Origin of the sequence: Bradyrhizobium sp. CCBAU 45389, from assembly GCF_028128625.1 — a bacterium.
GTDB classification, from domain to species: Bacteria; Pseudomonadota; Alphaproteobacteria; order Rhizobiales; family Xanthobacteraceae; genus Bradyrhizobium; species Bradyrhizobium liaoningense_B.
This window is the reverse complement of record NZ_LBIY01000084.1, coordinates 102,791-126,273: the sequence shown is the minus strand read 5'-3', so window position 1 is coordinate 126,273 and position 23,483 is coordinate 102,791. Positions and strand designations below refer to the sequence as shown.

Genomic DNA, 23,483 nt, shown 5'->3' with positions numbered 1-23,483 from the left:
CGAAGACTAAAGGCATATCTAAAGCCTGTACGTATAAACGTCGTACGATGCTGTTGGGCAGTAGCTTCTTGGGTAGCGCGTTTTTCGGGGGGGGGTTACGGTGCCTACACCCAATCGGCCGCAGCGCAAGGTTGCCATGGTGTTGAAGGCGGCCGACTCTCCCTTCGTCGTTGGGTGCACACAAGACGGCATTACCTCCTTGCGTTATCGTAACGATGTGTATGACACGGATTATGTTCTGCCTGGAGCCGCGCTGGGGACGGCTCACGCTAGAGTTCGGCGTGCCGGATCCGAGTGGCATACGCTTCGAACCGGCGTTGATGCAACGAAGCCGATGCATAGCGCGGCCCTTGAACTAGCAGCCCGCGATGCCGACGTCCTTCTCACGACCCGCCTCGCAGTCGACGAGGCTGGATTGACGTGGGAGATCATGCTGCGGAACGACGGCAAGGCGAGCGTGGAGGTTGGCGACCTCTATTTGCCCATGCCGATGAACACCGAATTTCCGGCAGGGCAACCGGTATCGCTGGCGGTTTTGAAGCACAGCTTCGTCTCAGGGCATGGATCGCACATCTTCTGGATTCGCGGCAACAGCACCGGTCCCTTCCTCATGCTCTTACCGGAAGCGGACACGTCACTGGAATATTGGGATGTCCACAACGATTCGGCCGAAGCCAGTGGGACGTGGTGCGCCTACATCTTGGGCGGGGCGGCTGCCGGCGAGTCAGTGGCGGGCGGGACTCGCTGGCGACAGCCGACCCATTCTCTGTCCCTGCCGCCGGCCGAGCAACGGCGCTACCGTCTCCGCTTCCAGTGGGTTGCCGATTACGAAGCGGCGCGCAGGGCCATCGCGGACGCCGGTCTGGTGGACGTGGAAGTAATGCCGGGCATGACGGTTCCCAATGACCTGCATGTCGACATCGCGCTCGCGTCCTCCATTCCGGTGGAGCGAATCGAAGCGGAATTTACCGGCGACACGGTGGTACAACGGTTGCCGGATCGGGCTGGCAGGCGCCTGTGGCGGGTTCGCTTTTCGCGATTGGGCGAGAACCGGCTGACCCTGCACCAGCCGGGTGCGCGCCAGACCTTTCTTGAATTCTTCGCTACCGAGCCCGTCGAGACGATGATGAAGAAGCGCGCAAACTTCATCGTGAAGCGGCAGCATCGTAACCCGTCCAAATGGTACGACGGTTTGTTTGGCGAGTGGAATATGGAGACCCAGGTCCTGCTTGGCCCGGACAATTACGACCGGATCAAGGGCTGGCGCATCTACGAGGTGACGTGCGACGATCCCGGGCTGAGCAAGCCCGCTTACCTCGCGACCAAGAATGCCGAGCATCCTGATGTGGCGGAAGTGGCGGCGCTGGATCGGTATATAGATACGTTCGTCTGGGGCGGGCTGCAACGTACCACACAGGAGGCATACGCCTACGGCCTCTACGGCATACCCGATTGGAAGCAGAACAGGGAAAGCAGCGATCCCGGCCCAAAGGGTCGCCTGCATATCTGGCGGCCTTATGACTATCCGCACATCTTCGCGATGTATTTGGCCATGCACCGCATCGCGCGTGACCATCCCGCGATACCCACCCGCCAGAGCGCACGAGATTATTTGGTACGCGCCTACGGTACGGCGCTGGCCATGTTCACGGTGCCGAAGCGCGTGGTAATGTGGTCTGCCTACCGCACCGGCTTCTACAACGAATGTGTGATCCCCGAACTGGTCTCGGCGCTCACGACGGCGGGCTTGACGCGCGAGGCGGCGACGTTGGAGGCGCACTGGGCGCGTAAGGTGCGCGCCTTCGTCGATCCGAAGGCGGACCTGTTCGCGTCTGAATATCCGTTCGATTCCACAGCCTTCGAATCGACTCAGGCACTGGCGCGCTCGGCCCTTGACGACCCTGTCGCCATGGGGGTTTCGAAGGCGGCAGCGCGTGCCTTCGCGGAGCGTCAGATTGCTGCAAATCTGTTCTGCCGTGGCTGGCTGGAACCTGCTTATTACTACCTGGGCAGCGATTATCGCGCCACTGCGGGCGACGCCTATACGCTGACTTACATGGCGCAGATGGGTGGCTGGGCGCTGCTTGATCATGCGCTTAACGATGCAGATGACCCACATCCGCTCCTTCGTCTCGGCTATGCGTCACAACTCAGCGCGTGGGCTTTGCTGAACAGCGGCCCTGCGTCGGCGGGTCATGGCTATTGGTATCCGGGCGAGGAGAATGACGGCGCGGCCGGTGGCGGCTTCGAGCCGGCGCCGAGCGGGACCACATGGCTCGGTCAGCCGCATCACCGTGGATCGTGGTATTACTCGTGCGAGATCGACCTGGGATTTTGTGGGGCGGTCCGCGCTGCTGCGACGATCGTTGCCGACGATCCCATCTTTGGGCAGGTTTGTCACGGTGGCATCACGGAGACGTTCGCTCACACCCTGCGTATCTGGCCACGTGATGGCGTGCGGCGACGGCTCAACGTGCGGCTCCAGTCTCTCCGATTGGACTTGGTGCTGCTCGACGCCCGATTCCGGGCGGATCGACCGATCATTCTGAATTTGGGGGAGGGGTGGATCAGCCTTACGCCTGAGCCCTTTGCCCCATCTGCATCGGGAGTGTCGTTCGAATTGCGGTACGATGACGGGAGAAAGCGCACGGAAGTCGTCGACATCACGGACGGCCAGCTCGTCGTCCGCTTGCCTGGGGCGCGCTTACCGCGGGTTCAGGGCCGCTAGACTCTAGTGTTGCCGATTATGGGGTGCGATCGGCACTTATGGCCTGCTGTTCCACGCGGCTTCCGAGGCGATGACGATCATCCCCCCAAATCCCGAGCATCTCGGCGCACGTATCCGCATCACCGCGGTGCTGCATACCTCGGGTTCGGCGATAACCCACCATCCGCACATCCACATGATCGTGCCGGGCCCAGGGGCGCCGAGTTGATCGCCGCTAAATGAGCCGACAGCCGCAAGGTCACGCAGATCGCTTTCAAGCCCGACTGGACGAAGCACGCCAGGGCCGCTCCGTTCAAACGCAAAGATGCGATCCTGGAGACGCTACCCATCGGCGTGATGCACTTCCCCGGCAGCGAAATCTAGGACAATCTCGCCGACAAGGCCAAGAAGCTGGGAATTCCGGTCTGAAGGTTGGGCGGTGCATCGCGCCGCTTTCGCATCGACGCGTGATATACATGAACCGGAGAGGCGGATCGCCACCTTTACGCAAAAACATCTTTCGGTCCGGCTCGCCTATCACGGCGATCCGCGCCGCACGGGCATAGTGCGCTAACTCCGCCTCGTTCTCGATCATTTCGTCGAGCAGCGGCTTCATGTCGCTTTGGTCTGATGCCGATTTAAGCGGCCCCGGCAGCTGATCGATCGCCAACACGGCAATGGCGAGCGCCTTCCTCACCAGATGCGAGTCGTGCCCCGTGACTGCCGCCATGGCGCTTATCGATTGACCGGCCAAGTTTTGCGGCCCTCCTCATCGGAAATCCAGTGCGCATGCGCCGCATGCCTTGAGGATCGGATGCTCAATCGTAAAGACAAAATGCCCGTCAGGAACCAGTCCTTTGCGGATCACATGCACGAGGCGGCCAAATTCCTGAATATAGTGAAAGGTCAGCGCGCTATAGGCGCGGTCGAAAGCCGTCTCAGGTAGGTCCAGCGTGTCGAGATCGGCGATGCGATACTCGATGGCCGTTCCGCTGTGTCTCTCCTGGCCACGCTCGATCATGTTTTGCGACAGACCCAGAACCCAGGCCGCGCCCTGCTCGCGCATCCAGCGCGAGGCCCAGCCGAAGCCACATCCCAGATCGACGACACGTTTCCCGCCCAGATCGGGCAGCATAGCCCGGATCGCGGGCCATTCAGGGGCGCCGTCCAGCCCATGCACCTGTCCGGGCAACTGGCTGTAGCCAGCGAAGAAATCGGGATCGTCGTAAATATTCTGCGCCTCTACTCGGCTTTCGCTCTGCCTCGGACGGTTCCTGCAGATCAAAACAGAATTGTCGCGGTGGGCTGCGAGGCGTCATGATCCTACTCAAATCAAGCTACACAAAAGGCATCTTGAATTGGCCGGACTTCTCGCGCCGAAAACGAAAAACCCCGGCATGAAAGCCGGGGCTCCCGTGATGCCACGGCGTACATCCGGCCGCGACAACCAAGCGACAGTTAGCACGCGGTTTTCGAAGAAAATGTGACCTTCGCGTCGTCGTTCTTGAATATCGGTCGATTTGTACTTCGCACGACGATAACGCCGGGCATTGTATTTCTGTCCAAGACCCACGACCAGGCGAGACAACGGATTCCTTGCCACTTCGCGCAGAGACTTGCCGAAGGGTTCGTTGATTGATTTGGACCGATACTCTGTGGAGTGACCCAGAACGCGTAATCGCCGGAGTGACCTGTGAGAGCCTCGTCCCCAACCCGCAGGGGCAAGGATATCGTCTGAAGACTAGAGCGGCGTCAAAATGAAGAGTGCTCTCGATGAGACCGCTCGGGAGCACAGATCGATCTCAAATATCTTCGAAGCGACGCAGCCGTTCCAGCACTGTCTTTCCATCTGTTGAGGCAGCAAGGCTTCTGGTAGCCAAAGTGAGACCGGCGCATCGTGCGCTTCGGCCCATGACACCGCGTTAGCCAAGTATTGCTGGGCAGTGGCCGCGCGGCTGTCGGTATTGAGACAATGTCAGCAACTTGGCGATACACGCCGCGACGAAGTGCCTGCAAAGCCTGCGAATTCAATTCGGCACGCGACTTGCTCTCTTTGCGGCATCATCACCAACCGCAGTGCGATGGTCTTCGGGACGGATTCGGCGCCTGTCGCTGTTAGCGTCTGCTCCGACCCGACGGTTTGCTGCGGCGATAGCTTATGGACGCTCGGTTATGGACCGAGAAAATGCAGGGGACGTGTTGAATGCGATCTGGAGTTCTTCTTTTGGGGGCCACGACAATTGCGCTCGTCGCAAGTGGTGCCGGCAATGCGGCAGACTTTGAGCCGGAAGTGAAACTGCCACCGGCGGTGTGGAATTGGTCCGGAGGCTATATTGGCGGACACGTCGGCGGCGGGTACGGCCAAACCTCCTTCAGCAATCCCTACGGCCCGTCAATCTATGGCGGCATCGTCGATACGCCGACGTTCCTCGCAGGTGGCCAGATCGGCTACAATTGGCAGAAGAACGGCTGGGTGTTTGGCGTCGAACTCGATGCCAGCGGTGCTGTGTCCGACGGCACAAATACCTGCCTCGCGTCGTCCGGCTTTGTCGTGAGTGCAAACTGCAAGGCAGGTCCGAACGTCTTTGCCACCGCGACCGGTCGTGTCGGTTACACGTTTGGCGCGTCGGGTGGCACACTGGCCTATCTCAAGGGAGGCGTGGCTTGGCAAAACAATCGGGGCGACGTCGTCAATAACTACGAGTGGGGCCTATTGCCACAGGAGAAAACCCATTTTGGCTACGGTCGCATCGGCGGCATCATCGGGCTGGGCCTCGAGCAAGCGCTTACGCCCGCATGGTCGGTCACAGCTGAGTATGACTATCTGAATTTCGGCGGCCCGAGTGTCGCGACACCTCCGACGGAGCAGGGTCCGCCGTTCGCAATTGTTCCGGCGAACACAACGAGCCCATCCAGCAACTATCACATCGGAAAGATCGGTTTGAATTACCATTTTGGCGCCGACCCATGGACGGCGCAATGGTCCTATGTGCCGCTGTACGCGAAAGAACCCGCCGGTACGCCGCCGATTGCTTACACGGCCGATTGGTCATTCGAAGGGGGCTCCCGGCTCTGGCTCAGCCGGGGACGATTCCAATGGAACGCCAGCGGTTTGCGCGGTGCGCCCGGCGGCATCGGTACTATAGATCCTAACATTCTTGTATCAAGGCTCACCTACCACGGCCTGGACGGACTTTCCGGGGAGCTATTTGGCCGTGCCGACAGCCCGTGGGGAGTGTTCCTGAAGGGCAACATTGGCCTTGGGCGCTTCGATAGAGGAAACGAAAACGATGAAGATTGGAGCCTCCGCTCGGGAACGATAACGCTGCCCTACGTCAACTCGGTATCAGACCAAGCAAACGGGAGGTTCAGCTATTACACCGCCGATGCGGGTTACGATTTCCTTCGCGGCGCTAACTACAAGGTTGGGGGATTTATCGGTTGGCCTATTGCGACCAGAGCTCCGACTCGACCGGATGCGTAGAAACGGTTAACCCCCGAAGGCCATGTCTTGCGAGAGGCGACAGGATCGTTGGCAGCCAGAATACTCAGTGGAATGCACCTCGGGTCGGCCTAAGTGCCGAAACCATGCTCAGCGAGCGCTGGCGTCTGAGCACGGACATCGCCTACCTGCCCTGGACCGATTTCAAGGGGCGTGACAACCATCTCTTGCGCGACGTGACCACCTTCGCTGAACAGCGCGGCAATGGTGGCGGCGGCGTCCAGGTGGAAGGCGTATTGTCATACTTCATCACCAAGAACTTCAGCGTCGGCGTCGGCGGGCGCTATTGGGCAATGTGGACTAGAAAGGACAGCGAAGTGAGATGCACAGGCTGTGGTGGCCCCGGAAAGATCAGCGATACTCAGTTTTCGAAGTTCAGCATGGAGCGCTGGGGTACGTTCTTTCAGGCGTCCTATAAGTTTGATTGAAAAGATCACACCTCAAGCCAAGCGCCGGGCGTCTTCGACACTAAGAAATGGCGCGCATCGAGCAAGGATCATTAGCCATGTCCTTACCGGTCGCGGGCCTTATGCAGTCCGAGCATTTCGATCTTGAGCGCATGGTTTCTGTAAAACGAGACCATGCGCATTGTGCGCTTCGGTCCATGACATCGCGCCCGTAACGTAGCGCGCTGTGACATGGCGTAGTACGCGCGCCACTGTGTCAGGTAGACGTTTCGACGGCGCCCGGCTGCATACAGAGCCGACTTCGGATTTGGACAGGGCGACAAGTGGAGTTTCTGCCTGACGGCGAGCAAGATTGTCCTAGCATCGCAAGGAGCAATCGCGGTTGTCATAGAGCAGATAACAGCAGACCTCATCAGCGTTCCCAAGGTCCTCACTTAACGAGTAACGCACATCTGCTCTGTATGAAGTCCAACATCAGCGGCACAGACCGCCACAGTAGCCCCGCCGGCACCGGCCAGAAGAATGATCTTCAGAACTGAAGAGCTCAAGCTAAATGATCTCGAAGTATCTCCGACGTTCAAAGTCGGTGACCCGATGTTGAACGGCTTCCCACTCCCAACGGCGCGAGCAAGAAAATGCTTCAACAAACCTTTCTCCGAAGACATCACTGGCCGCTGCAGACCGTGCAAAACGAGATGTTGCCTCTGATAGGCTTTGAGGCAGTCTCGCCGACGGACGACACATTTCCGCGCTTGCATCACCAATGATCGAAGCCGGTAGTGGCGGACCTGTCTCGACGCCCAATATTCCCGAACCGATCGCACATGCGAGCGCGAGATATGGGTTCACGTCTGCGCCAGGCAGCCTATACTCCAGGCGATGGGCAGATGGCTCTCCCGGAATGGCGCGAACCGCGCAGGAGCGGTTGTCAACTCCCCAGCTTGGGCAGATTGGTGCCCAGGAGCCAGGTACCAATCTCTTGTAGCTGTTGAAGTTCGGCGCAGCGAGCACACAGAACTCATTCATGTATTCTAGTTGTCCGGCGATGAATTGCCTCATAAGATCGGAGAGGTTGCCGAACGCATCACCGTCGTAAAACGCATTTTGACCATCCGAGGACATCGAGATGTGAATATGGCCGGACTGGCCGGGCCATTTCTCGGAAACCTTGGCCATGAATGTAGCCATCATGCCTCGCGTTTGCGCCCAGCCTTTTATCATCGACTTGAATATGGTTGCTCGATCGGCAGCTTCCAACGCATCACAATGACGAAGTGACGCTTCGACCACGCCTGGTCCCGTTTCAAAATGTAGTCCGCTGAGAGGTATTCTAGCCTTCTCACAAAGCGCCAAGATCTCATCGAACAGCTCATGTTGCGCGACAGATCGCGCAATCGAGTAGCCGAACGGGCCGCGCGTAAAAGGAGCCCATTCGCCGAACGGCTTTTCTTCGATCGTGTCTGCGTTCTCCTTAAACAGCATAAATTCAAACTCGAACCCGGCAGTGCAGTCGTATCCGTGGTCAGCAGCCCTTCTTAGGACCTTGCGCAGAACGCCGCGGGGGCAGATGTTCTCATGTACGCCCGTGAACTCCGCGAGGTAGAGATATTGATCGCCAAGATGAGACACCGAACGGCCGGTGCCTGACAGCATACGCAGGTTAGCATCACCGAACGCTGATAGCGGCTTTTGCGTGAAACTGGCCGGAATGACCCGGTCCGTACAATCCCACGCCAGCACCGCTTCAGAGAACTTGATAACTTTATCTCCATCCGAGAGATCTTCCCCTAAGACGTGTTTGCCTCGCAGAACGCCATCGAAGTCGCTTACGCCGACCATCGCGGCGCGGGCTGGATTCGCTCCGGTCAACCTGGGATCAGTTGGCATTAGTCCCGATCCTGCATCACTAAATCGAACACCTGGTCCATCCGCATTGCTCGCAACTTGCGATAGTCACTCTCAAGCTGAGTCAAGTCGCTATTCACGAGATAAACGATGCCCGGTGTCGACGCCAAGTCGATCGTGGGAACTAGCTCTTGGCCAATCGGAACGAATGCAATGGCATCCGCGAAGCTCGGGAGCTTGCGGATTGCTTCGAGTCCCGGGTAACCGGCAACGACACCGCCCATATCCGAGATCAGCGAGACGCAAAGTGCGTGAGCCTGTCGCTTGTAAGGCCCGCGCGACCTCATATATTCACCAAAGCCCTTGGGATCTGCGTAGCGCCAGGCCGTCAGGCTCATATGGTTGTGCCCCAACGCCATCGTTCGTGCTTTTGCCGACATGGTCCCTTGAAGCCTCGCTCCGAAGTCCACCAGAACCGGTCCCCGATGATCGACGATGATCTCAGCATGAGCCGGTCCGTCGACGATCTGTAGTGCCTGCAGCGCACGCACCAAGTAGTCGGACAGTTCCTGAACGATTGGTTCGCTGCCTCCCAACAATCTCTCAAGTGAGCAGACCGAAGATGCCCTCTCAACAGGAACCGTGTCATAGGTCCAGGCCTCCGTAACGAAGGCTTCCCCGTCGATCGAGACGGCGTTTACGGTATATTGCTGGCCGTTTATTTTCTCTTGCCCAAGGGCAAAACGATTCAACGCTCCGACGCGGTTCGTCTTCCCGACAATTGCGCTCATGGCCCGCTGAATATCAGCATCTGTCGAGCAAAAGAATACATCCTCGGTACCCGTACTGTTCAGAGGCTTGATCACGATCTGATCGAACTTCGCTTCACGCTTCCAGCTCGCGATCTCTACAGGACTGTCGGACACGACTTGTCTGATCGATCGCACGCCTGCAGAGGTCAGCGCGCAAGACAATCGCGCTTTGTCACGCCGAGCAGCGGATAGCGCGGTCCCATTTGATGGTAAACCAAGCCGCTCCGACAAAGAATCGGCGAGTTCAACTCCGGTCTCGCAGCCCGCGATAACGAACTCCAATTCCCGGCCATAGAGAGCCTGAAGATGATAATCAACGATGTCGTCATATCCCATGCGCTCGCTGGGGCGAATGAGTTCATCATACAGATCCGCATTGAAATGCGATTGGAATATGGGCGGTATCTGTGCAGCCGACATCACATGCACTGTTCCAATTCCATAGCGCTTGAATTCTTCCGGTAGGTATCGGCCGGTAGAGTATGCGTCTACGATTACACAATTCCGTTCTTTCATGCGGATCTCCGATACTGCAAGTAGATGTTGCCGACAGCGACAGCCGTAATGAGAGCATTTCCAATGAACGTGTGTAGTGAAGGCACGATACGAGAATCGAAGTACTGGAACAGAAAGGTGATGATAGGGGCGGTGGACAGGACCATGTTGACTGTGAAGGGCTCTACGCGACGAATGCCCTGCTGGATCAAGAGCAAAGGAACAATGATCGTCGACAGCCCAATTGCTGCGATCGCAAACCAATGCTGCGAGATCTCAGGCGCGATAGATGAATGATCGACCAGTCCCAGCAGCAAGAGAATCGTTCCATAAAAGCGATGCGCCAGGACTTGTCGGCCAGAAAACCCATGGTCGAACAGAAGTTTGACAAGTATATTTGTAAGGGCCAGCGATAGGCCGGCCACGATTGCCAAGACGATGCCAAAGGACGATCGAGTTCCCCACTCCACGCCTGCGTTGCCGCTGGCCGAGATCCAAATCATGTAGCTCCCGATCGTTGCGATCGTAACGCTCACGACAATATCAGATGCTGGAGGGGCACCCTGGCGCCTGATCAGTGCGTTTAACCACACTGTTGCGGTGGGCCCCAGCGCCACCATGAAGGCGACGACGATCGCAGGTTCAGCGTATTTCAGTCCGATAAATAGGCCGATCCAGCTGATTGCTGTCACGATATTGAGCGCGACGAAGACCAGGAGCGACCATTTCGCCACCGTTGCCTCGCCTCCCTGGTGGCAAGCCAGGAGATTGAACATCAGACAAACCACAGCGAAGGACAGCGGGAGCGCGACGAACACATCCGCTTGCTGAAAATACGACGCCGCATAAACCTCGCCTGCCGCGCTCACGACGACATAGAGCGCTACAAATAGAACTCCCAGAGCGAAGCGATTCGTCAATCGCCCAGTATTCCTGTGCCCGCGAGGCGGCGCACGGCCCTCGCAGGACTGGAGGCGTGCATCGGCTCCGAGGGAGTGTCCCTTCGACGTGCACGGACCACGTTTGGTTTGAAATGTCACAACCCGCCTCTAGTTCTTCTTAGTTCGGTAGTATCGAACACACGCCTCTCCAAATGCCTTGAATAGTTGCTTGCTGAGGAGATCGGTTGAGGCGTGCCATTCGGGGTGCCATTGCACACCGATTTGGAGGGTCGGGGCGCCAATGACTGAAGCCGCCTCGACCAAACCGTCAGGCGCCCACGCCTCCCGCCTCAGCGCCGGGGCAAGCGCCTCGATGCCTTGATTGTGCAGCGAGTTGACTTGCGCTTCGATCGTCCGCGCGATTGGAAAGAGCGCGCCATCGGAACATATCGTGACGCCGTGCGCGGCGTCGTACTGACGGTCTCTTGGACGATCTGGCTTCTCGGCATGCATCGCGCCACTTTCCGGCCTCCACTCCGCAAGCGATGAGCGGAGCGTGCCGCCGAAATAGACGTTGAGTTCCTGAAGCCCACGGCAGATGCCCAGAATAGGCATTCCGAGTGCGATGGCGCTCGCTATAGTTACGGCAGAGAGCCTGTCCCGCGGACGGTCAAGGATCCCAATCTCAACGTCCTGCCGATCAGCCTGCGTCAGGGACGCAGGCGCTCTCAGGACGGCGGGGTCGACGTTGGATTCATCACCTGTCAACACCAAGCCATCGAGCCGGCGCATGATCGCCGGGGCGACCTCCTCCCCCGCATCCTCGGCGTCGACCGTCGGCAATATGACGCAAGCCACTCCCGCATGACGATTGAGTGCCTGCAAGTACTTGCGCCGCAACCAGTCGCGATGCACACCATCGACCAGAAGACGGTTCGAAGTGACGCCGACCACGGCTCGGGTGCTCTCTGGCCGTAGCAACGTCACGCGACCTGCCCTCGCGCGCGAACCTCGGCAACGGACTGCTCATACAAGCGTCGATTTCGCTCTTTTAACTGAGCTATGACGCTAGGTTGACCTTGAGGTCCCTTGACAAAGAGCCCACCCCAGGTCGCGGCAACCTTCGCATAGTTCGGATCCTGCATTCGGATTTTCTGAGCTTTACGCAACAGCCAAAACGGGATCCCCGGCGAAAGGTGATGCTCAAGGTGGTACTCATCCAGATTCTGTCCGAGGATAGCCCGCTCGAGAAAATTTCCTTTCCGATTCCTGGTGAGATAGACGTTCTGCGTCTCGGTTTCGCACATAGGTGAGTGCTCGGCTAGCTCGATAAACCATCCGAGGACCTGAAACGTGGTGAGATAGGGCACGATCCAAAACAGGACGACGATATGGAGCAGCCCAACAGCATATGACCCGGCCAGGATGCTGATCCAGAAGAGATAGAAGCCATACTTGTCGATAAGTATGCCTGAGCGGCTCTGATCCTCGACTTCTGTGATCGAAAATCGATTGACCCAAAGATACTTCAGATACGCCACTGTCGCGCCGCCAAAGATCGGCTTCCAGATCATGTTGAAAGCGTACCGCTCCGGAGGCTGCACGTTGTAAACCCCGCTGGCCAGGAAGAACTTCAGGTCGGGATCCTTGTCCGGATCTCCGAGATACGGATGATGCAAATAGACGTGCGAGATCCGGTAGGCCCAGTGGCGCTGGAACAAGGGATAGGAAGCGAACAGAATGCCCAGGACGTAGTTCCAGGTCGTGTTCTTCGCGAGCGTGCGGTGAGCCGCATCATGAGCGATGGTTGTCAATCCGCGCTGATAGGCGCCAATCAGAAGGACGGCGAGCGGGTAGAACCACCATGAGACCGACACAGTCGCGAGCGTACACGCTGTGATGACAGCGTAATCTTTGGCAATATAAGCCGCTCCCGTTATGTTGTCGGGCCTCAGCTCGGATAGCTGCCTATTGATTTCTCGGCTGAATTGAACGGCCTCATAGCGTGATGACCTCAATTTCCAAGCGTCTGCCTGATTCATGAGAACCTCCTCCTGATCGCCTTGCAGGTTGTCAGATTGCGGAAAGCGCCTTGTCCAGATCGCGCAGGATGTCGTTGACATCTTCGATGCCGACGCAAAGCCGGATCGAGCCGCCAAATATGCCGGCGGCTTCGCGCTTTTCCCGCGGGACGGTGGTGTGGGTCGTCGAGACAGGATGGGTCACGAGCGTGCGGGCGTCGCCTACATTCGAAACGTGATACATCAAGTCAACGTTCTGGATGAACTTGCGCCCGGCCAGTTCATCTTCCACTTCGAACATGACCATCGCCCCGTGTCCGTATGCGGTGTCGAGTGTCTGCTCGACGATTTCCCGATCGGCGCCTTCGAAGAGCCCCGGGTAAAAGACGCGACGCACTTTAGGATGCTCCTTGAGAGCGCCGGCGACGATCCTGGCATTTGCGCAGTGCTGCTTCATGCGGAGCGGCAGCGTTTCAAGCCCTTGGATCAGTTGAAAGCTCGCAAACGGGGCGATGGCTGCGCCGGTATCGCGCAACCAGGTCATGCGAGCCTTGAGAAGAAACTCGCTCTTTCCAAGATCGTCGACATCGCACACCGCATTATGCCAAACAATTCCGCCATGCGCATCGTCGGGACGGTTGAACAAGGGAAAGCGAGAGGCTCCCCGATAGCTAAACTCGCCGTTGTCAACGATCAGTCCACCAAGCGTCGTGCCGTGGCCGCATATATATTTCGTTGCGGAGTACGTCGTAATGGCAGCGCCAAGATCTGACGGCCGGCATACCAGTGGCGTGGTCGTATTGTCCACGACCAGAGGCACGCCGTACTTTCGGCCGATCTCGGCCAGCTGTTTGACGGGGAGCGGAATCAGACAAGGATTCGAGATCACCTCTCCGAACAGGCATATCGTGCGATCATCAATGGCACGTTCAAACGTCTCGGGCCTTCGAGGATCAGCCGTCCTCACGCTGATCCCAAGACGCTTTAATGTGTTGTGGAGCAGGTTCCAGGTATTGCCATATAGATACGGAGAGGCGACGACATTGTCCCCCACTTCGCCACTTGACAGGTTGACGATAGCAAGGAACGTCGCTGCTTGACCTGACGCAACGGCGAGCGAATCGCTTCCCATATCGACGGCGGCGTAGCGCCTTTCCAGCGCGCGGGTCGTTGGATTGATGATCCTTGTGTAGGTGAACCCATCGGCCTTGACGTTGTAGACGTCAGCGATGTGGTTTAGATCGCCATCGAGTTCATAAGCTGTATTCTGGTAAATCGGCACTGCGACGGCTTTCGTCACCGGGTCTCGCCGATAGCCCGCATGCAGAGCAGCAGTCTCGGCCGAAAACGGCAGCCGCGGGTCCGCAGCCGCTCGAGCCGGCATCTTTAAGCCAGCCCCGCACGCCTCTTGGCCCGACATGGGCCTTGCTAACCGAGCCTGACCGGATCGGAAATATGTACGAAAAGCGCATCCCAACTGCTCAATCCAGCTGGATTGGATTTCCCCAATGCAACCGACCCGAAAGCTACGCGTCGCAAGATGCAGCTTTGAGTAGATGTATAGGTTGTGGGCCGCCAAATGGCGATAAAGCCCATCGAAACCTGCCTGGTCCACAATTCCCGACGGCGCACTGAACGCGACGCAAACCGGCGACTGCAAGTCCGCGGAAAGGAGCGGAGACACCAGTCCTTCGAGTTCTTTTACGAGATCGCCCCTGACCTTCTCGTACCTGCAGCGCCTGGCATCGATACCCTCCTCGTGCAGAATCTTCAGGGCCTTTGTCGTTGCCTGAACGATGTGGGTGGGAGGGGTCGAGCGCCACTCACCGGTGCGCTCGAGCGAGAGCCACTGATCTCTCACGTCGAGCACAAACGACCTCGGTTCTTGAACGGCATTCTCCAGCAGCTCGCGGGCCGCGATGACAAACGCCACTCCCGGCGGCCCTTCTATGCACTTGTTGCTCGACGTGACCAGGACGTCAGCTCCACGCTGGCTCAGGTCGATATTAAGGGCGCCGAAGGAACTCATCCCATCGACGATGGTCTTTACGCCACGTCGCCTCGCCTCCTCCACGATCTCGTGCAGCGGATTGACGATCCCGGTTGTCGTCTCACAATGCACGAAGCATAGGTGCGTAACGCCAGGATTTCGGTTCAAATACTCGCCGATTTCTTGCGGATCCAAAGGATCGGTCGCGCGCTTGACAAACTTCAGTGCTTCGATACCCCACAGTCGCAAAATTTGTAGAATGCGCTCGCCATAGATGCCGTTTACGCAGACGAGCGGCCTGTGGGCCCGGGACACGAACGAAGAGAGGGCAGCCTCCATTGCAAAGGAGCCCCCCCCTTGAATAGGCACCACCGAATAGTCCTCAGCATTTCCCAGCAAGTTGAGCATCAGGCGCCTCATGCAGGCGGTCACCTCCTTGAACTCGTCATCGCGAGATGCGAGATCAAGCTGCATCTGGCTCCTCACCGCCAGCGATAACGACAATGGACCAGGCGTCAGCAGAGAGCGCTGTCTTGTCAAACCATTCCTCCTACATTGTATTCGTTGATGACCTGGAGCACGCCCACCGGGCAGCCCCCGTGGCGCACGCGTCCCCTTCCTCGTCAACAGCTTCGAATGAAGCGCCATTGAGCGCGCTTGGCATCGGCCGCTCGAAAAGGCTGCCGGATGACAAACCTCCAATATTCCATCGCGGATGGAGAGCGATTCCTCACAAAGCTCCCCGTCGATGCCCTTCAGATCTTCCAAATAGCCTTTGGCACCGAGCGCTCGGACGCAAACTGGCGCCGAACACGCTATCATCCAACTGCCACGCCATGTGCAGGCTTGGGCGCGGTCGCCTTCTTGCGCTACGCAGCGCCAGTTGGCCGACGATTTACGTGTGAGCCTGCCCAGCCAGGCGCTTTACGCCAGAAAGGCGATGCAGCCGGGATCGTCGCGCGCGGATGATTAAGCATCACACACTCGATGATCGTCGTTCGCGGCGGAAGTCCAATGCGTTTGCTTGGGACTTGATACATTTGCACTCCGTCGCTCGTTGGAGGATTTGTGACGCTAATGACCGTGTTGGCGATTTCTGAGATCGTACAACTTGACGTTACGGGCGTTTCAACCCTCTCCGGCGTTTTTCTCGCGCGAATTTTTCGTCACGTGCTCCCATTTGGCAGCGACAAGCCGACGCAGGCAGCGGAGTACGGAGGATCCACAGCGAGGGTTCGCTACTTTGAGAGTTCAATTTGGATCTATCGTAAGCATTCCGCCTGCGAGCGAGATTCCTGCAGCGAAGTGAGGGCTGATCGTTTCGTTTACGGACGATCCTGGCGAAAGCGCCATATGGAAGTACGGAGTTTCTCCTCGGTTCCGGCGAGATCCTCCTGGATGCGGCGCCCGAAAGCTTGCACCTTCTGGCTTAGCTGTTGTGTTACGTCATTGCGCTCGAATGGAGCAGCCTTCGCAGCCTGCGGCCGAGTCCGACCAGAAGCGGTTGAGCGATCTTGGATCGCTGCCCGGTCAGCAAGGATCAGTCGAGACCTTTCGGCGAGCGGCGTGACACAGAACATCTCGTCCTGAATTGCTAGGAGTACGTCAAGCCGAGTCCGGCGCATCTTGAAAGCGATCACTAGGTTGGCAGCATCTCTCGGTACTACACGCAGCTTCGCCGCGAGACGTCTCATCAAGAGATCATGGCGGCAGCCAGCATGCCGTAGTTTACTGCGGCTCCAAACCGTGAGCCGGCGGGCAGGAGTTCCGCGCATCGCCAGCACCCGGTCCGCGCCAGTACCTCGCGGATGAGACACTCTGGTTTGACGCAAGCCGCACTTCCGAGTCGTTCTGCTCTCTTCTCGTCTCCAGGGGCCGCTCGTTGATGCGAGCTCGCGTCCGACGCCGTCTACAGCGCGGTCGAGCACGTTGACGGTTGACCAGAGCGGATTATCAAGAGATCAGTCTTAGTCGCTTGCCAAGGGTTCGGCCGTGCCATGGCCGCCTTCATGGCGACACGATGGAAGGCGGAATGAAGCATGCCCCAAACACGCGGCAGGAGCTCCGTAGCTCAGGATGGCTGATGTTCGCGGCAGCGTTGCCTCGCGACACGAAGGTGCGGAGCGTACGCCGATGGTGTTCGCCCACGAGCGGCGGCCAATAGGAAGTAAGCTTCTCGGACGTTACCATCACCGCGACAGGATGGATCGTGACCGATTGCTCGGTTTAGATTGATCAATATGCCGGGAGTAAGCGCAGGCTCGCCGAATAGCCAGCCCCCCGGAACTCGCGGTACGAGCTTCGTACTGCGCGGAGGTTAAAGCTGGCCGAGTCGCGGCCCCCGGCTCGGCTTTGAACGGAGCTCTGCGTGGCCGCACGCGCAGCAAAAAGTGTCAAGCGAAAATTCAACCTGGCGGAAGACGGACTTCCTCTCTGGCCTTTCTCACCGCGTCGTAAATTTCGACCTGCAGCATGGGACGGCGTCTCTTGAGCTCCTCGGCTTTTGACCATGCTCCATCTTTGCTCGCGTACTCGGTTTTGAATTGACCATCCACCTCGAGCACAAAACCGGAAGCTGGCAGCACACGAGTTGGTGCGACCATTTTGTTCCTTTAGAGCGAAAAGTTCGGTCGCAGGCCCCGCCTCAGAGCCGTATACGCGGTGCGAGGAACATCTAACCATCAAGAATTGAGCGCGCCATCAAGAAATCCACCACCGCCTTCGCTGAATGCTCTAGGGTCTGCTCCATGGTCCTGAGATGAATGTCCGGTGTTGCTGGTGCTTCGTAGCACGCGTCGATTCCCGTGAAGTTCTTGATCTTGCCTGATTTCACCTTTGAGTACAGCCCTTTCGGGTCTCGCCGCGCGCATTCCTCGATCGGCGTATCGACAAAGACTTCTATGAACTCTTCCTTGCCAACCAGGGTGCGTACCCTGTCCCGTTCGGCTCTGGTGGGCGAGATAAGCGAACAGATCACGATCAAGCCGCTGTCTGCCATCAATTTGGCAACTTCACCGACACGACGAATGTTCTCCACGCGATCCGCCTCCGAGAAGCCCAGATCCACACTCAATCCGTGCCGGAGGTTGTCGCCATCCAGCAGCATTGTATGCCGCGACATCGCAAACAGCTTTTGATCAACGAGATTGGCAATCGCCGACTTTCCCGCACCAGACAGGCCGGTAAACCAGATGACGCAGGGCTTCTGATTCTTGAGCGCGGCGCGCTCCCTCCGATCCACAGATAGGCCTTGCCTAGCAATATTGGCAGCCCGCCGTAGCGGAAAGGCAATCATGCCGGCCCCGGCCGTACGATTGGTATAACGATCGATGAAGATAAATGATCCGGTCTTCCGATTGACATCGTAAGGATCGAATACTGCGGGCATTGTGGTCGCAACATTACAGAAAGCGATCTCGTTCAGGGAAACCATCCCGGCGGCCAGATGCTCACAAGTGTTGACGTCGATCCGATGCCTAATTTCGGTAATGCTGCCGGCAATCGTCTGCGATCCAATCCGCAGGACGTAATTGCGTCCCGGAGCGAGCGGCTCCTCGTCCATCCAGATGACATAAGCAGCGAACTGGTCGGCGACCTCCGGTTGATTGTCCGGCCGCGACAGAACGTCGCCGGCATAGCCCCGAAACTCCGGGTTCGGCCGGTTCACCCATTGTACCGGAAAGCGGAAAGCCTGGCTTGCGGTCCCGGACTGGATGTCAATGCTCTCCAGATATTCAAGCAGGCAGGGGCCATGATACCAGTTGGCGCGCGCAGAGCGGTCTACGACGTTGTCGCCGTCGCGGGCCGAGATCGGGATTGGAACGATCGAGGTGAAGCCGAGACCGGCAGCAAAGGCCAGATAGTCACGGGCGATCCGGTCGAAGCACTCCTTGTCGTAGGCGACAAGATCGATCTTGTTAACTGCCAGCACGATATGACGAATACCGAGCAGCGCACAGATAAAAGAGTGGCGGCGCGTCTGAACCATCACGCCTTTGCGTGCATCGATTAGGATAATGGCGAGCTGGGCTTGCGAGGCACCGGTAGCCATATTGCGGGTATACTGCTCGTGGCCAGGAGTGTCGGCCACCATGAAGGAGCGCCGCGGCGTAGAGAAGAAGCGGTAGGCAACATCGATCGTGATGCCCTGCTCCCGTTCGGCCTCGAGCCCGTCCACAAGCAGAGCGAAGTCGATGTTATTCCCGGTGCTACCGTATTTGATGCTGTCGCGTTCCAACGCCGTGATCTGATCGTGGTAGATCATCTTGCTGTCGTGCAGCAATCGGCCGATCAGCGTCGATTTGCCGTCGTCCACCGAGCCACATGTGATGAATCGCAACTGATCCTTCGTCCGGGCCGGGACCGGCTCCATTGTCGGATTTGTTAACATCAAAAGTAGCCTTCCCGCTTCTTCTTCTCCATTGAAGCGGCTTCATCTGTATCAATGAGGCGCCCCTGGCGCTCCGACACAGTCGCAGTTTGCATTTCTGCGACGATACCTTCGATCGTCGTCGCATCGGATTCAATTGCCCCGCTCAAGGGATAACATCCAAGGGTGCGAAAGCGGATCATCCGCATTTCCGGCGTCTCGTCGCAGTTAAGCGGCAATCGCTCGTCGTCAACCATGATCATCGCACCATTTCGATGCACTATCGGTCTCTGTTTTGCGAAGTAGAGCGGAACGACCGGAATTTTCTCGATCATGATGTATTCCCACACCTCAAGCTCGGTCCAGTTTGACATCGCAAACACGCGCATGGTTTCGCCCTGGCGAATCCGTGTGTTGAACAGGCTCCAGAGCTCCGGCCGTTGGTTACGGGGGTCCCATACGTGTCCGGCCGAACGGAAGGAGAGTATCCGTTCTTTTGCGCGACTCCTTTCCTCATCGCGCCGGGCTCCGCCAAAGGCGGCATCAAATCCGTGGAAGTCGAGCGCCTGCTTCAGGGCGTCGGTCTTCATCACCTGGGTATGGAGGGCGGAGCCGGAATCGATCGGATTGATCCCGCGGGCGATGCCGTCCTTGTTGACATGGACGATCAAGTCGAGGCCGAGTCGCCTGGCTGTTGTGTCTCGGAAGCTGATCATCTCGCGGAACTTCCATGTCGTATCGACGTGAAGCAGGGGGAAAGGTATTTTTGCCGGATAGAACGCCTTGATCGCGATGTGCAGCATCACGCTTGAATCTTTTCCGATGGAGTAAAGCATGACGGGCCTTTCGAACTCGGCGACCACATCACGCATGATTTCAATCGATTCCGCCTCGAGACGGCGCAGATGCTTCGGCAGCATATATCTTGTTTTCCGTGAGGATCTCTGTTCTTCGCCGCTCTATGGCTCCCTAGAGTGGCAATATCCGCGAAGCGACCGGCGGAGACGCATGGCTCGTCCATCGGTCGAGCCCCTTGGACAGCAGACTTCCGGACGCGGCAGCATATCGCATTCTTCCGCTCGTGCGGCCGGCGCCTGCGTCATACCTGATCGGGGGATCACCGCGCCGATTAGCGAGCTTGGCTAGATCAACCAGCGTGTCTTGATCACAAGCATCCAGAGTCCTTAGGAGATGCTGAGGATCTGTTCAAGCCGCGCGACCTCGCCTCGCAACATCTCGATAGCCACGTCCCGGTTTTCCGAAATATTCCAAGAAGTGTGGACCGGCCCTCCAGCGTGAGATGAGCTGGACAATCCTCCTGCCTTGGCACTTCGCAAATCCCACCAGGTTCGGAACATCCGACGATAGAGTTCGGTTACCTCCCGTCCCCTGTCCAGAACTCCGGCTTTCTGAGCATGCAGCAATTCCTGCTCATATCCGAGGTCTAGCAACAGCTCGGCACCGACCAGATCGGTCACGGTTTGCATCTCTTCGACGCTCAATTGAGATTGCCATGATTTGACAGAGCTTTCGTCGATGGCGTTTCGTTCCAGGATTTTTCGATCCCCAAAGCTGCTGGATTGAAGATAATCTGCTCATCCCATGCTCGCCGATGCGACGCCTCCTGGATCACAGCCGAGCCCTGCCAGTAGACGCTGGATTTCCTCGTCCGGATGCGCCACGAGCAGCTCGTATCGCACCAAATGAGTCTGCCGGCGAGTACGTTGCGCGGCGAGCCTAGGCAGACCCAAAACCAAATCGGCGAGTGAAGATATTATGCCATCAGGCAGACGGAGCATGAGGTCAGCGAGACTGGATACGCTGACCGGCCGCTAGCTTTCTGCCCGCAGTGGGATGCCCCATGTCGATTTCAGTGAAGCGGCGATGGCGTAGGGATTGCGCATCAAGAGGATGTGTGGTGCTTCTGGGTACACGGATTCAACAAAGTCAAGGACCGTCCAATAGCGTGGTGTCTTGTCTATGATGATGCGCTTGCCCGCTTCTGCCAGATACTGATTGTATGCTGCGTCTGTAAAAGCGCGGCTAACGATCTTGCGATCTATCCGTCCCAGGAATTCGGAGGTTGCGGCCTCGATCAGTGAGCTGCCCGCCGGATGGCGCCGATCCACCTTGCCAAATGCTTCAAGCGCCAGCATCAACCAGGGTTCAGGCGGAGCCACAATGTCCGGATGGAGCTGCAGCAAATGTGCCAGGAGTGTCGTCCCGGATCGTGGAAGGCCGAGCAGAAAGCACACCTCAGGTGAACGATCAAGACGTCCGCTCATCGTTCAGACACTCGTGCTTGGCAAGCGCCCCCTGTGAGCTCGATTGGGCCAAACAAAGCCAGCCGGCGGATCACATGAGGATAACCGCTTGCGTGCAAAGAGTCGAAACGACACAGATTCTGTCTGCCACTCATGACCTGAGACCCGTTCAGTTCGATTGGGTGGGATCACGGAAGGATAACTGCAATTGCTTCCCCGGTTGCTCGACCCAATAATACGAAATGAAGCAACAGCTCAATTGCACGAAGATTGACTGCGGATATGGGAAGGTTGAAAAGAACTATACCGACGTTTGCCGAAGACCGCGCGCGGCATGGAAGATAGCTACCTTTAGTCAGAAGATGCATGCGCTGGGGCCATTGAAGAGGTAAATGCGACATGCACCTCGCTGAGGCTCGGCATACTCCAATCAATTTCGGCATATGAGCGCAGTGCTGCAAAGACGCAGACCATTTCGTGGACATCACACCTGGCAGGACAGCAGCAATCTTCTCAACGCGGCAGCGATCCAGACTCAGAGCGCCGCCGTTGGTCGGTCAACACACTGGATTATAGGTCCGGCAAGCTTGTTTTACACAAGCCCATTCGTCCAAACTGTAAGAGGTATTTAGGTTAGCGGACCTCGCAACGCTGCTCCTCCCTGCCCGGCGCCAAGGAGTGTTAGATTGTTAGTGTTAGATTGATGGACCTCCACAAGATTACCCGATCAGCAAAGCGCGCTTGGCCGCACCTCTAGTGACGGAGGCAGATTGTTCGGCCGTTCATGTGGGAGATCCTTGACAGGGCTATAGCCGAGACGGTGTCTTTACTGCCGATATGGGATGGCGAGTGGTCACAACAACTGAGATCACTTCTAAGAAAGTCCATCAATGAGAGGATGCTCGAGCCCCCCACCGCGACATTGAAACACCATCCAAAAAATCCTCTCAGCGCGGATCGGTAAAACTAATTTGCGCCAAAATTTCCATGGGTGAGGGCGGCCTGCGAGCCGCCCTGCCGCGCCAGTACCAGCGCTGCCCAAAGCTACCGCTGATGTCCGAGTCCAATTCCAAGATTTAAGGCCTTCTGGCGGAGAGCACCGACGCTGCGTTTCGTCATCTTTGCTATTTTTATGACCGGGGTTCGGGCCTTCGAATGAACTTTGAGCTCCTTGATATCTGCCTTGGTCCATTCGCGCCGCTTAACGCGTTTCTTGGTTGCTTTCTTCACGATTAATGCTCCTTTTGAGAGGAGCGGCTTGTAACATGGTTTTCGAGGCGCGACGACCGCAAAAAACAGGCAATATCATAGGAAGTCGCGCCAGGGTATAAGCTCGGTCACGTCTTACGAGCGAGGCGTCTCGACTGGTGCAGCTGTGGAATTGTAAACTTCATACAAACCTCGCGCTCTAAGACCCATCACAACCACAGTGTTCTAAATTGAACTTCGCGATCTGGTCGAAGTACATATTGGTTTACGTAGGCTCCATCGCTTGCCGTGGGGCGCTTTCTGCGCGCGTTCGTTCCCAGCTGCGAAGTCAGAGAGGCGGCTGCCCAGCTTTCAGCTCTTGCGCGACCTCCCGCTCAACCTCCGCCTGCATAGTACCCCGATCTAATTGTGCGAGCGTCTCGAGCTGATCCCTTCCCTCCTCGGTGATAATCCAGCCCGGCCTTCCGCTCGATCAGCCTTTGGCCCAAAATATCGAGTGGGGGCGCGCGGCTTCCGAAGCGCTTCATACGAGCCGGCAACTCCGGGCCGCTGCCATAATAGATAGCCAAATGCTGCTCAACGACTTCGATGCTCGCCTAACCGTGCGGCTGGCCGGCAATTAGCTTCAGCATAGACAGGTGAAAACTCAGACGCACGCCATTGAGTCAAGGAAAAGCCGCATAATGCTTATTTTGAGGCAAGCTCCAGAGCAGCGCGCCGCTTTTCAAGAGAAAGATTCTCCTGAAGCCTAATGCAGGACACCCGCCTGCCGTCGCCGCGGTAAGCAACGCTTTCGAGACGGCATCGGCGAGGTCCTGCCAGAATGTTCCGAAGGACGGTTCAGCACTAGATAGCTGCGTGACTAGGAGTTTGACGAGGTCTCAACTGCCGCCTTCGACCGATTTGAGATCAAACGACGCCGGTGGTAACCACGCTGTTGTACGTCCTGACGAATGACGTCGCTCACGGAACGAACCGCCC

The 23,483-nt window shown here is 57.6% G+C and carries 13 protein-coding genes and 4 pseudogenes; 5 read left to right on the top strand and 12 right to left on the bottom strand.

Features of this window, described 5'->3' with window-relative positions; genetic code table 11:
- Positions 1–136: 136 nt before the first annotated feature.
- The 3 genes and pseudogenes from XH79_RS14965 to XH79_RS14955 all read left to right on the top strand — a co-directional run.
- Positions 137–2,728, top strand: a complete 2,592-nt coding sequence (locus XH79_RS14965; protein ID WP_333938872.1) for a DUF5695 domain-containing protein — start codon at positions 137–139, stop codon at positions 2,726–2,728.
- A gap of 91 nt (positions 2,729–2,819) precedes the next feature.
- Positions 2,820–2,924 (top strand): annotated as a pseudogene (locus XH79_RS14960) (transposase); the annotation flags it as partial.
- Positions 2,918–3,136, top strand: a pseudogene (locus XH79_RS14955) (SLOG family protein); the annotation flags it as partial. The pseudogenes XH79_RS14960 and XH79_RS14955, both read left to right, overlap by 7 nt.
- A gap of 309 nt (positions 3,137–3,445) precedes the next feature.
- Here XH79_RS14955 and XH79_RS14950 read toward each other — a convergent pair.
- A pseudogene (locus XH79_RS14950) lies at positions 3,446–3,989 on the bottom strand (class I SAM-dependent methyltransferase); the annotation flags it as partial.
- Between the two features lie 921 nt (positions 3,990–4,910).
- Here XH79_RS14950 and XH79_RS14945 point away from each other — a divergent pair.
- On the top strand, positions 4,911–6,191 hold the full coding sequence (locus XH79_RS14945; RefSeq protein WP_271526412.1) for an outer membrane protein: 1,281 nt from the start codon (positions 4,911–4,913) through the stop codon (positions 6,189–6,191).
- 104 nt (positions 6,192–6,295) lie between these two features.
- Positions 6,296–6,637, top strand: coding sequence for a hypothetical protein (locus XH79_RS14940; protein ID WP_271526413.1), 342 nt, complete (start codon positions 6,296–6,298; stop codon positions 6,635–6,637).
- Positions 6,638–7,165: 528 nt separating this feature from the next.
- Here XH79_RS14940 and XH79_RS14935 read toward each other — a convergent pair.
- The 11 genes and pseudogenes from XH79_RS14935 to XH79_RS14880 all read right to left on the bottom strand — a co-directional run bounded on the left by XH79_RS14935 (position 7,166) and on the right by XH79_RS14880 (position 22,523).
- Complete coding sequence (locus XH79_RS14935) at positions 7,166–8,503, bottom strand: glutamine synthetase (protein WP_271526414.1); 1,338 nt, start codon at positions 8,501–8,503, stop codon at positions 7,166–7,168.
- Positions 8,503–9,789 (bottom strand): ATP-grasp domain-containing protein, encoded by a 1,287-nt coding sequence (locus XH79_RS14930; protein ID WP_271582131.1) that lies wholly within the window; start codon positions 9,787–9,789, stop codon positions 8,503–8,505. Before XH79_RS14930 ends, XH79_RS14935 begins: the two co-directional genes overlap by 1 nt.
- A complete protein-coding gene (locus XH79_RS14925; protein ID WP_271526416.1) occupies positions 9,786–10,688 on the bottom strand; it encodes a DMT family transporter in 903 nt (300 codons plus the stop codon). Before XH79_RS14925 ends, XH79_RS14930 begins: the two co-directional genes overlap by 4 nt.
- A gap of 129 nt (positions 10,689–10,817) precedes the next feature.
- Positions 10,818–11,603: a gamma-glutamyl-gamma-aminobutyrate hydrolase family protein gene (locus XH79_RS14920; RefSeq protein ID WP_271526417.1), complete on the bottom strand. Its 786-nt coding sequence runs from the start codon at positions 11,601–11,603 to the stop codon at positions 10,818–10,820.
- A 29-nt stretch (positions 11,604–11,632) separates the two neighbouring features.
- Positions 11,633–12,691 (bottom strand): dhydrorhizobitoxine desaturase, encoded by a 1,059-nt coding sequence (gene rtxC, locus XH79_RS14915; protein ID WP_271526419.1) that lies wholly within the window; start codon positions 12,689–12,691, stop codon positions 11,633–11,635.
- 31 nt (positions 12,692–12,722) lie between these two features.
- Positions 12,723–15,134 (bottom strand): 2-aminoethylphosphonate--pyruvate transaminase, encoded by a 2,412-nt coding sequence (locus XH79_RS43120; RefSeq protein WP_442868884.1) that lies wholly within the window; start codon positions 15,132–15,134, stop codon positions 12,723–12,725.
- A 2,200-nt stretch (positions 15,135–17,334) separates the two neighbouring features.
- The gene (cysC, locus tag XH79_RS14900; RefSeq protein WP_271526420.1) at positions 17,335–19,050 is read right to left on the bottom strand and encodes an adenylyl-sulfate kinase; all 1,716 of its coding nucleotides are present in this window, start codon (positions 19,048–19,050) and stop codon (positions 17,335–17,337) included.
- Positions 19,050–19,958: pseudogene (gene cysD, locus XH79_RS14895) on the bottom strand (sulfate adenylyltransferase subunit CysD); the annotation flags it as partial. The gene cysC and the pseudogene cysD, both read right to left, overlap by 1 nt.
- 255 nt (positions 19,959–20,213) lie before the next feature.
- The gene (locus XH79_RS14890; RefSeq protein WP_271582130.1) at positions 20,214–20,507 is read right to left on the bottom strand and encodes a hypothetical protein; all 294 of its coding nucleotides are present in this window, start codon (positions 20,505–20,507) and stop codon (positions 20,214–20,216) included.
- 354 nt (positions 20,508–20,861) lie between these two features.
- On the bottom strand, positions 20,862–21,314 hold the full coding sequence (locus tag XH79_RS14885; RefSeq protein ID WP_271582129.1) for a sulfotransferase family protein: 453 nt from the start codon (positions 21,312–21,314) through the stop codon (positions 20,862–20,864).
- 1,023 nt (positions 21,315–22,337) lie between these two features.
- On the bottom strand, positions 22,338–22,523 hold the full coding sequence (locus XH79_RS14880) for a hypothetical protein (RefSeq protein ID WP_076829490.1): 186 nt from the start codon (positions 22,521–22,523) through the stop codon (positions 22,338–22,340).
- Positions 22,524–23,483: the final 960 nt, after the last annotated feature.

Coding starts and splice junctions, on each gene's coding strand:
- XH79_RS14935 (WP_271526414.1), bottom strand. CDS start 8,503: ATGCCAACTGATCCCAGGTTGACCGGAGCGAATCCAGCCCGCGCCGCG.
- XH79_RS14965 (WP_333938872.1), top strand. CDS start 137: ATGGTGTTGAAGGCGGCCGACTCTCCCTTCGTCGTTGGGTGCACACAA.
- XH79_RS43120 (WP_442868884.1), bottom strand. CDS start 15,134: ATGCAGCTTGATCTCGCATCTCGCGATGACGAGTTCAAGGAGGTGACC.
- XH79_RS14930 (WP_271582131.1), bottom strand. CDS start 9,789: ATGAAAGAACGGAATTGTGTAATCGTAGACGCATACTCTACCGGCCGA.
- rtxC (WP_271526419.1), bottom strand. CDS start 12,691: ATGAATCAGGCAGACGCTTGGAAATTGAGGTCATCACGCTATGAGGCC.
- XH79_RS14945 (WP_271526412.1), top strand. CDS start 4,911: ATGCGATCTGGAGTTCTTCTTTTGGGGGCCACGACAATTGCGCTCGTC.
- XH79_RS14885 (WP_271582129.1), bottom strand. CDS start 21,314: ATGAGCGGACGTCTTGATCGTTCACCTGAGGTGTGCTTTCTGCTCGGC.
- cysC (WP_271526420.1), bottom strand. CDS start 19,050: ATGTTAACAAATCCGACAATGGAGCCGGTCCCGGCCCGGACGAAGGAT.
- XH79_RS14940 (WP_271526413.1), top strand. CDS start 6,296: ATGCTCAGCGAGCGCTGGCGTCTGAGCACGGACATCGCCTACCTGCCC.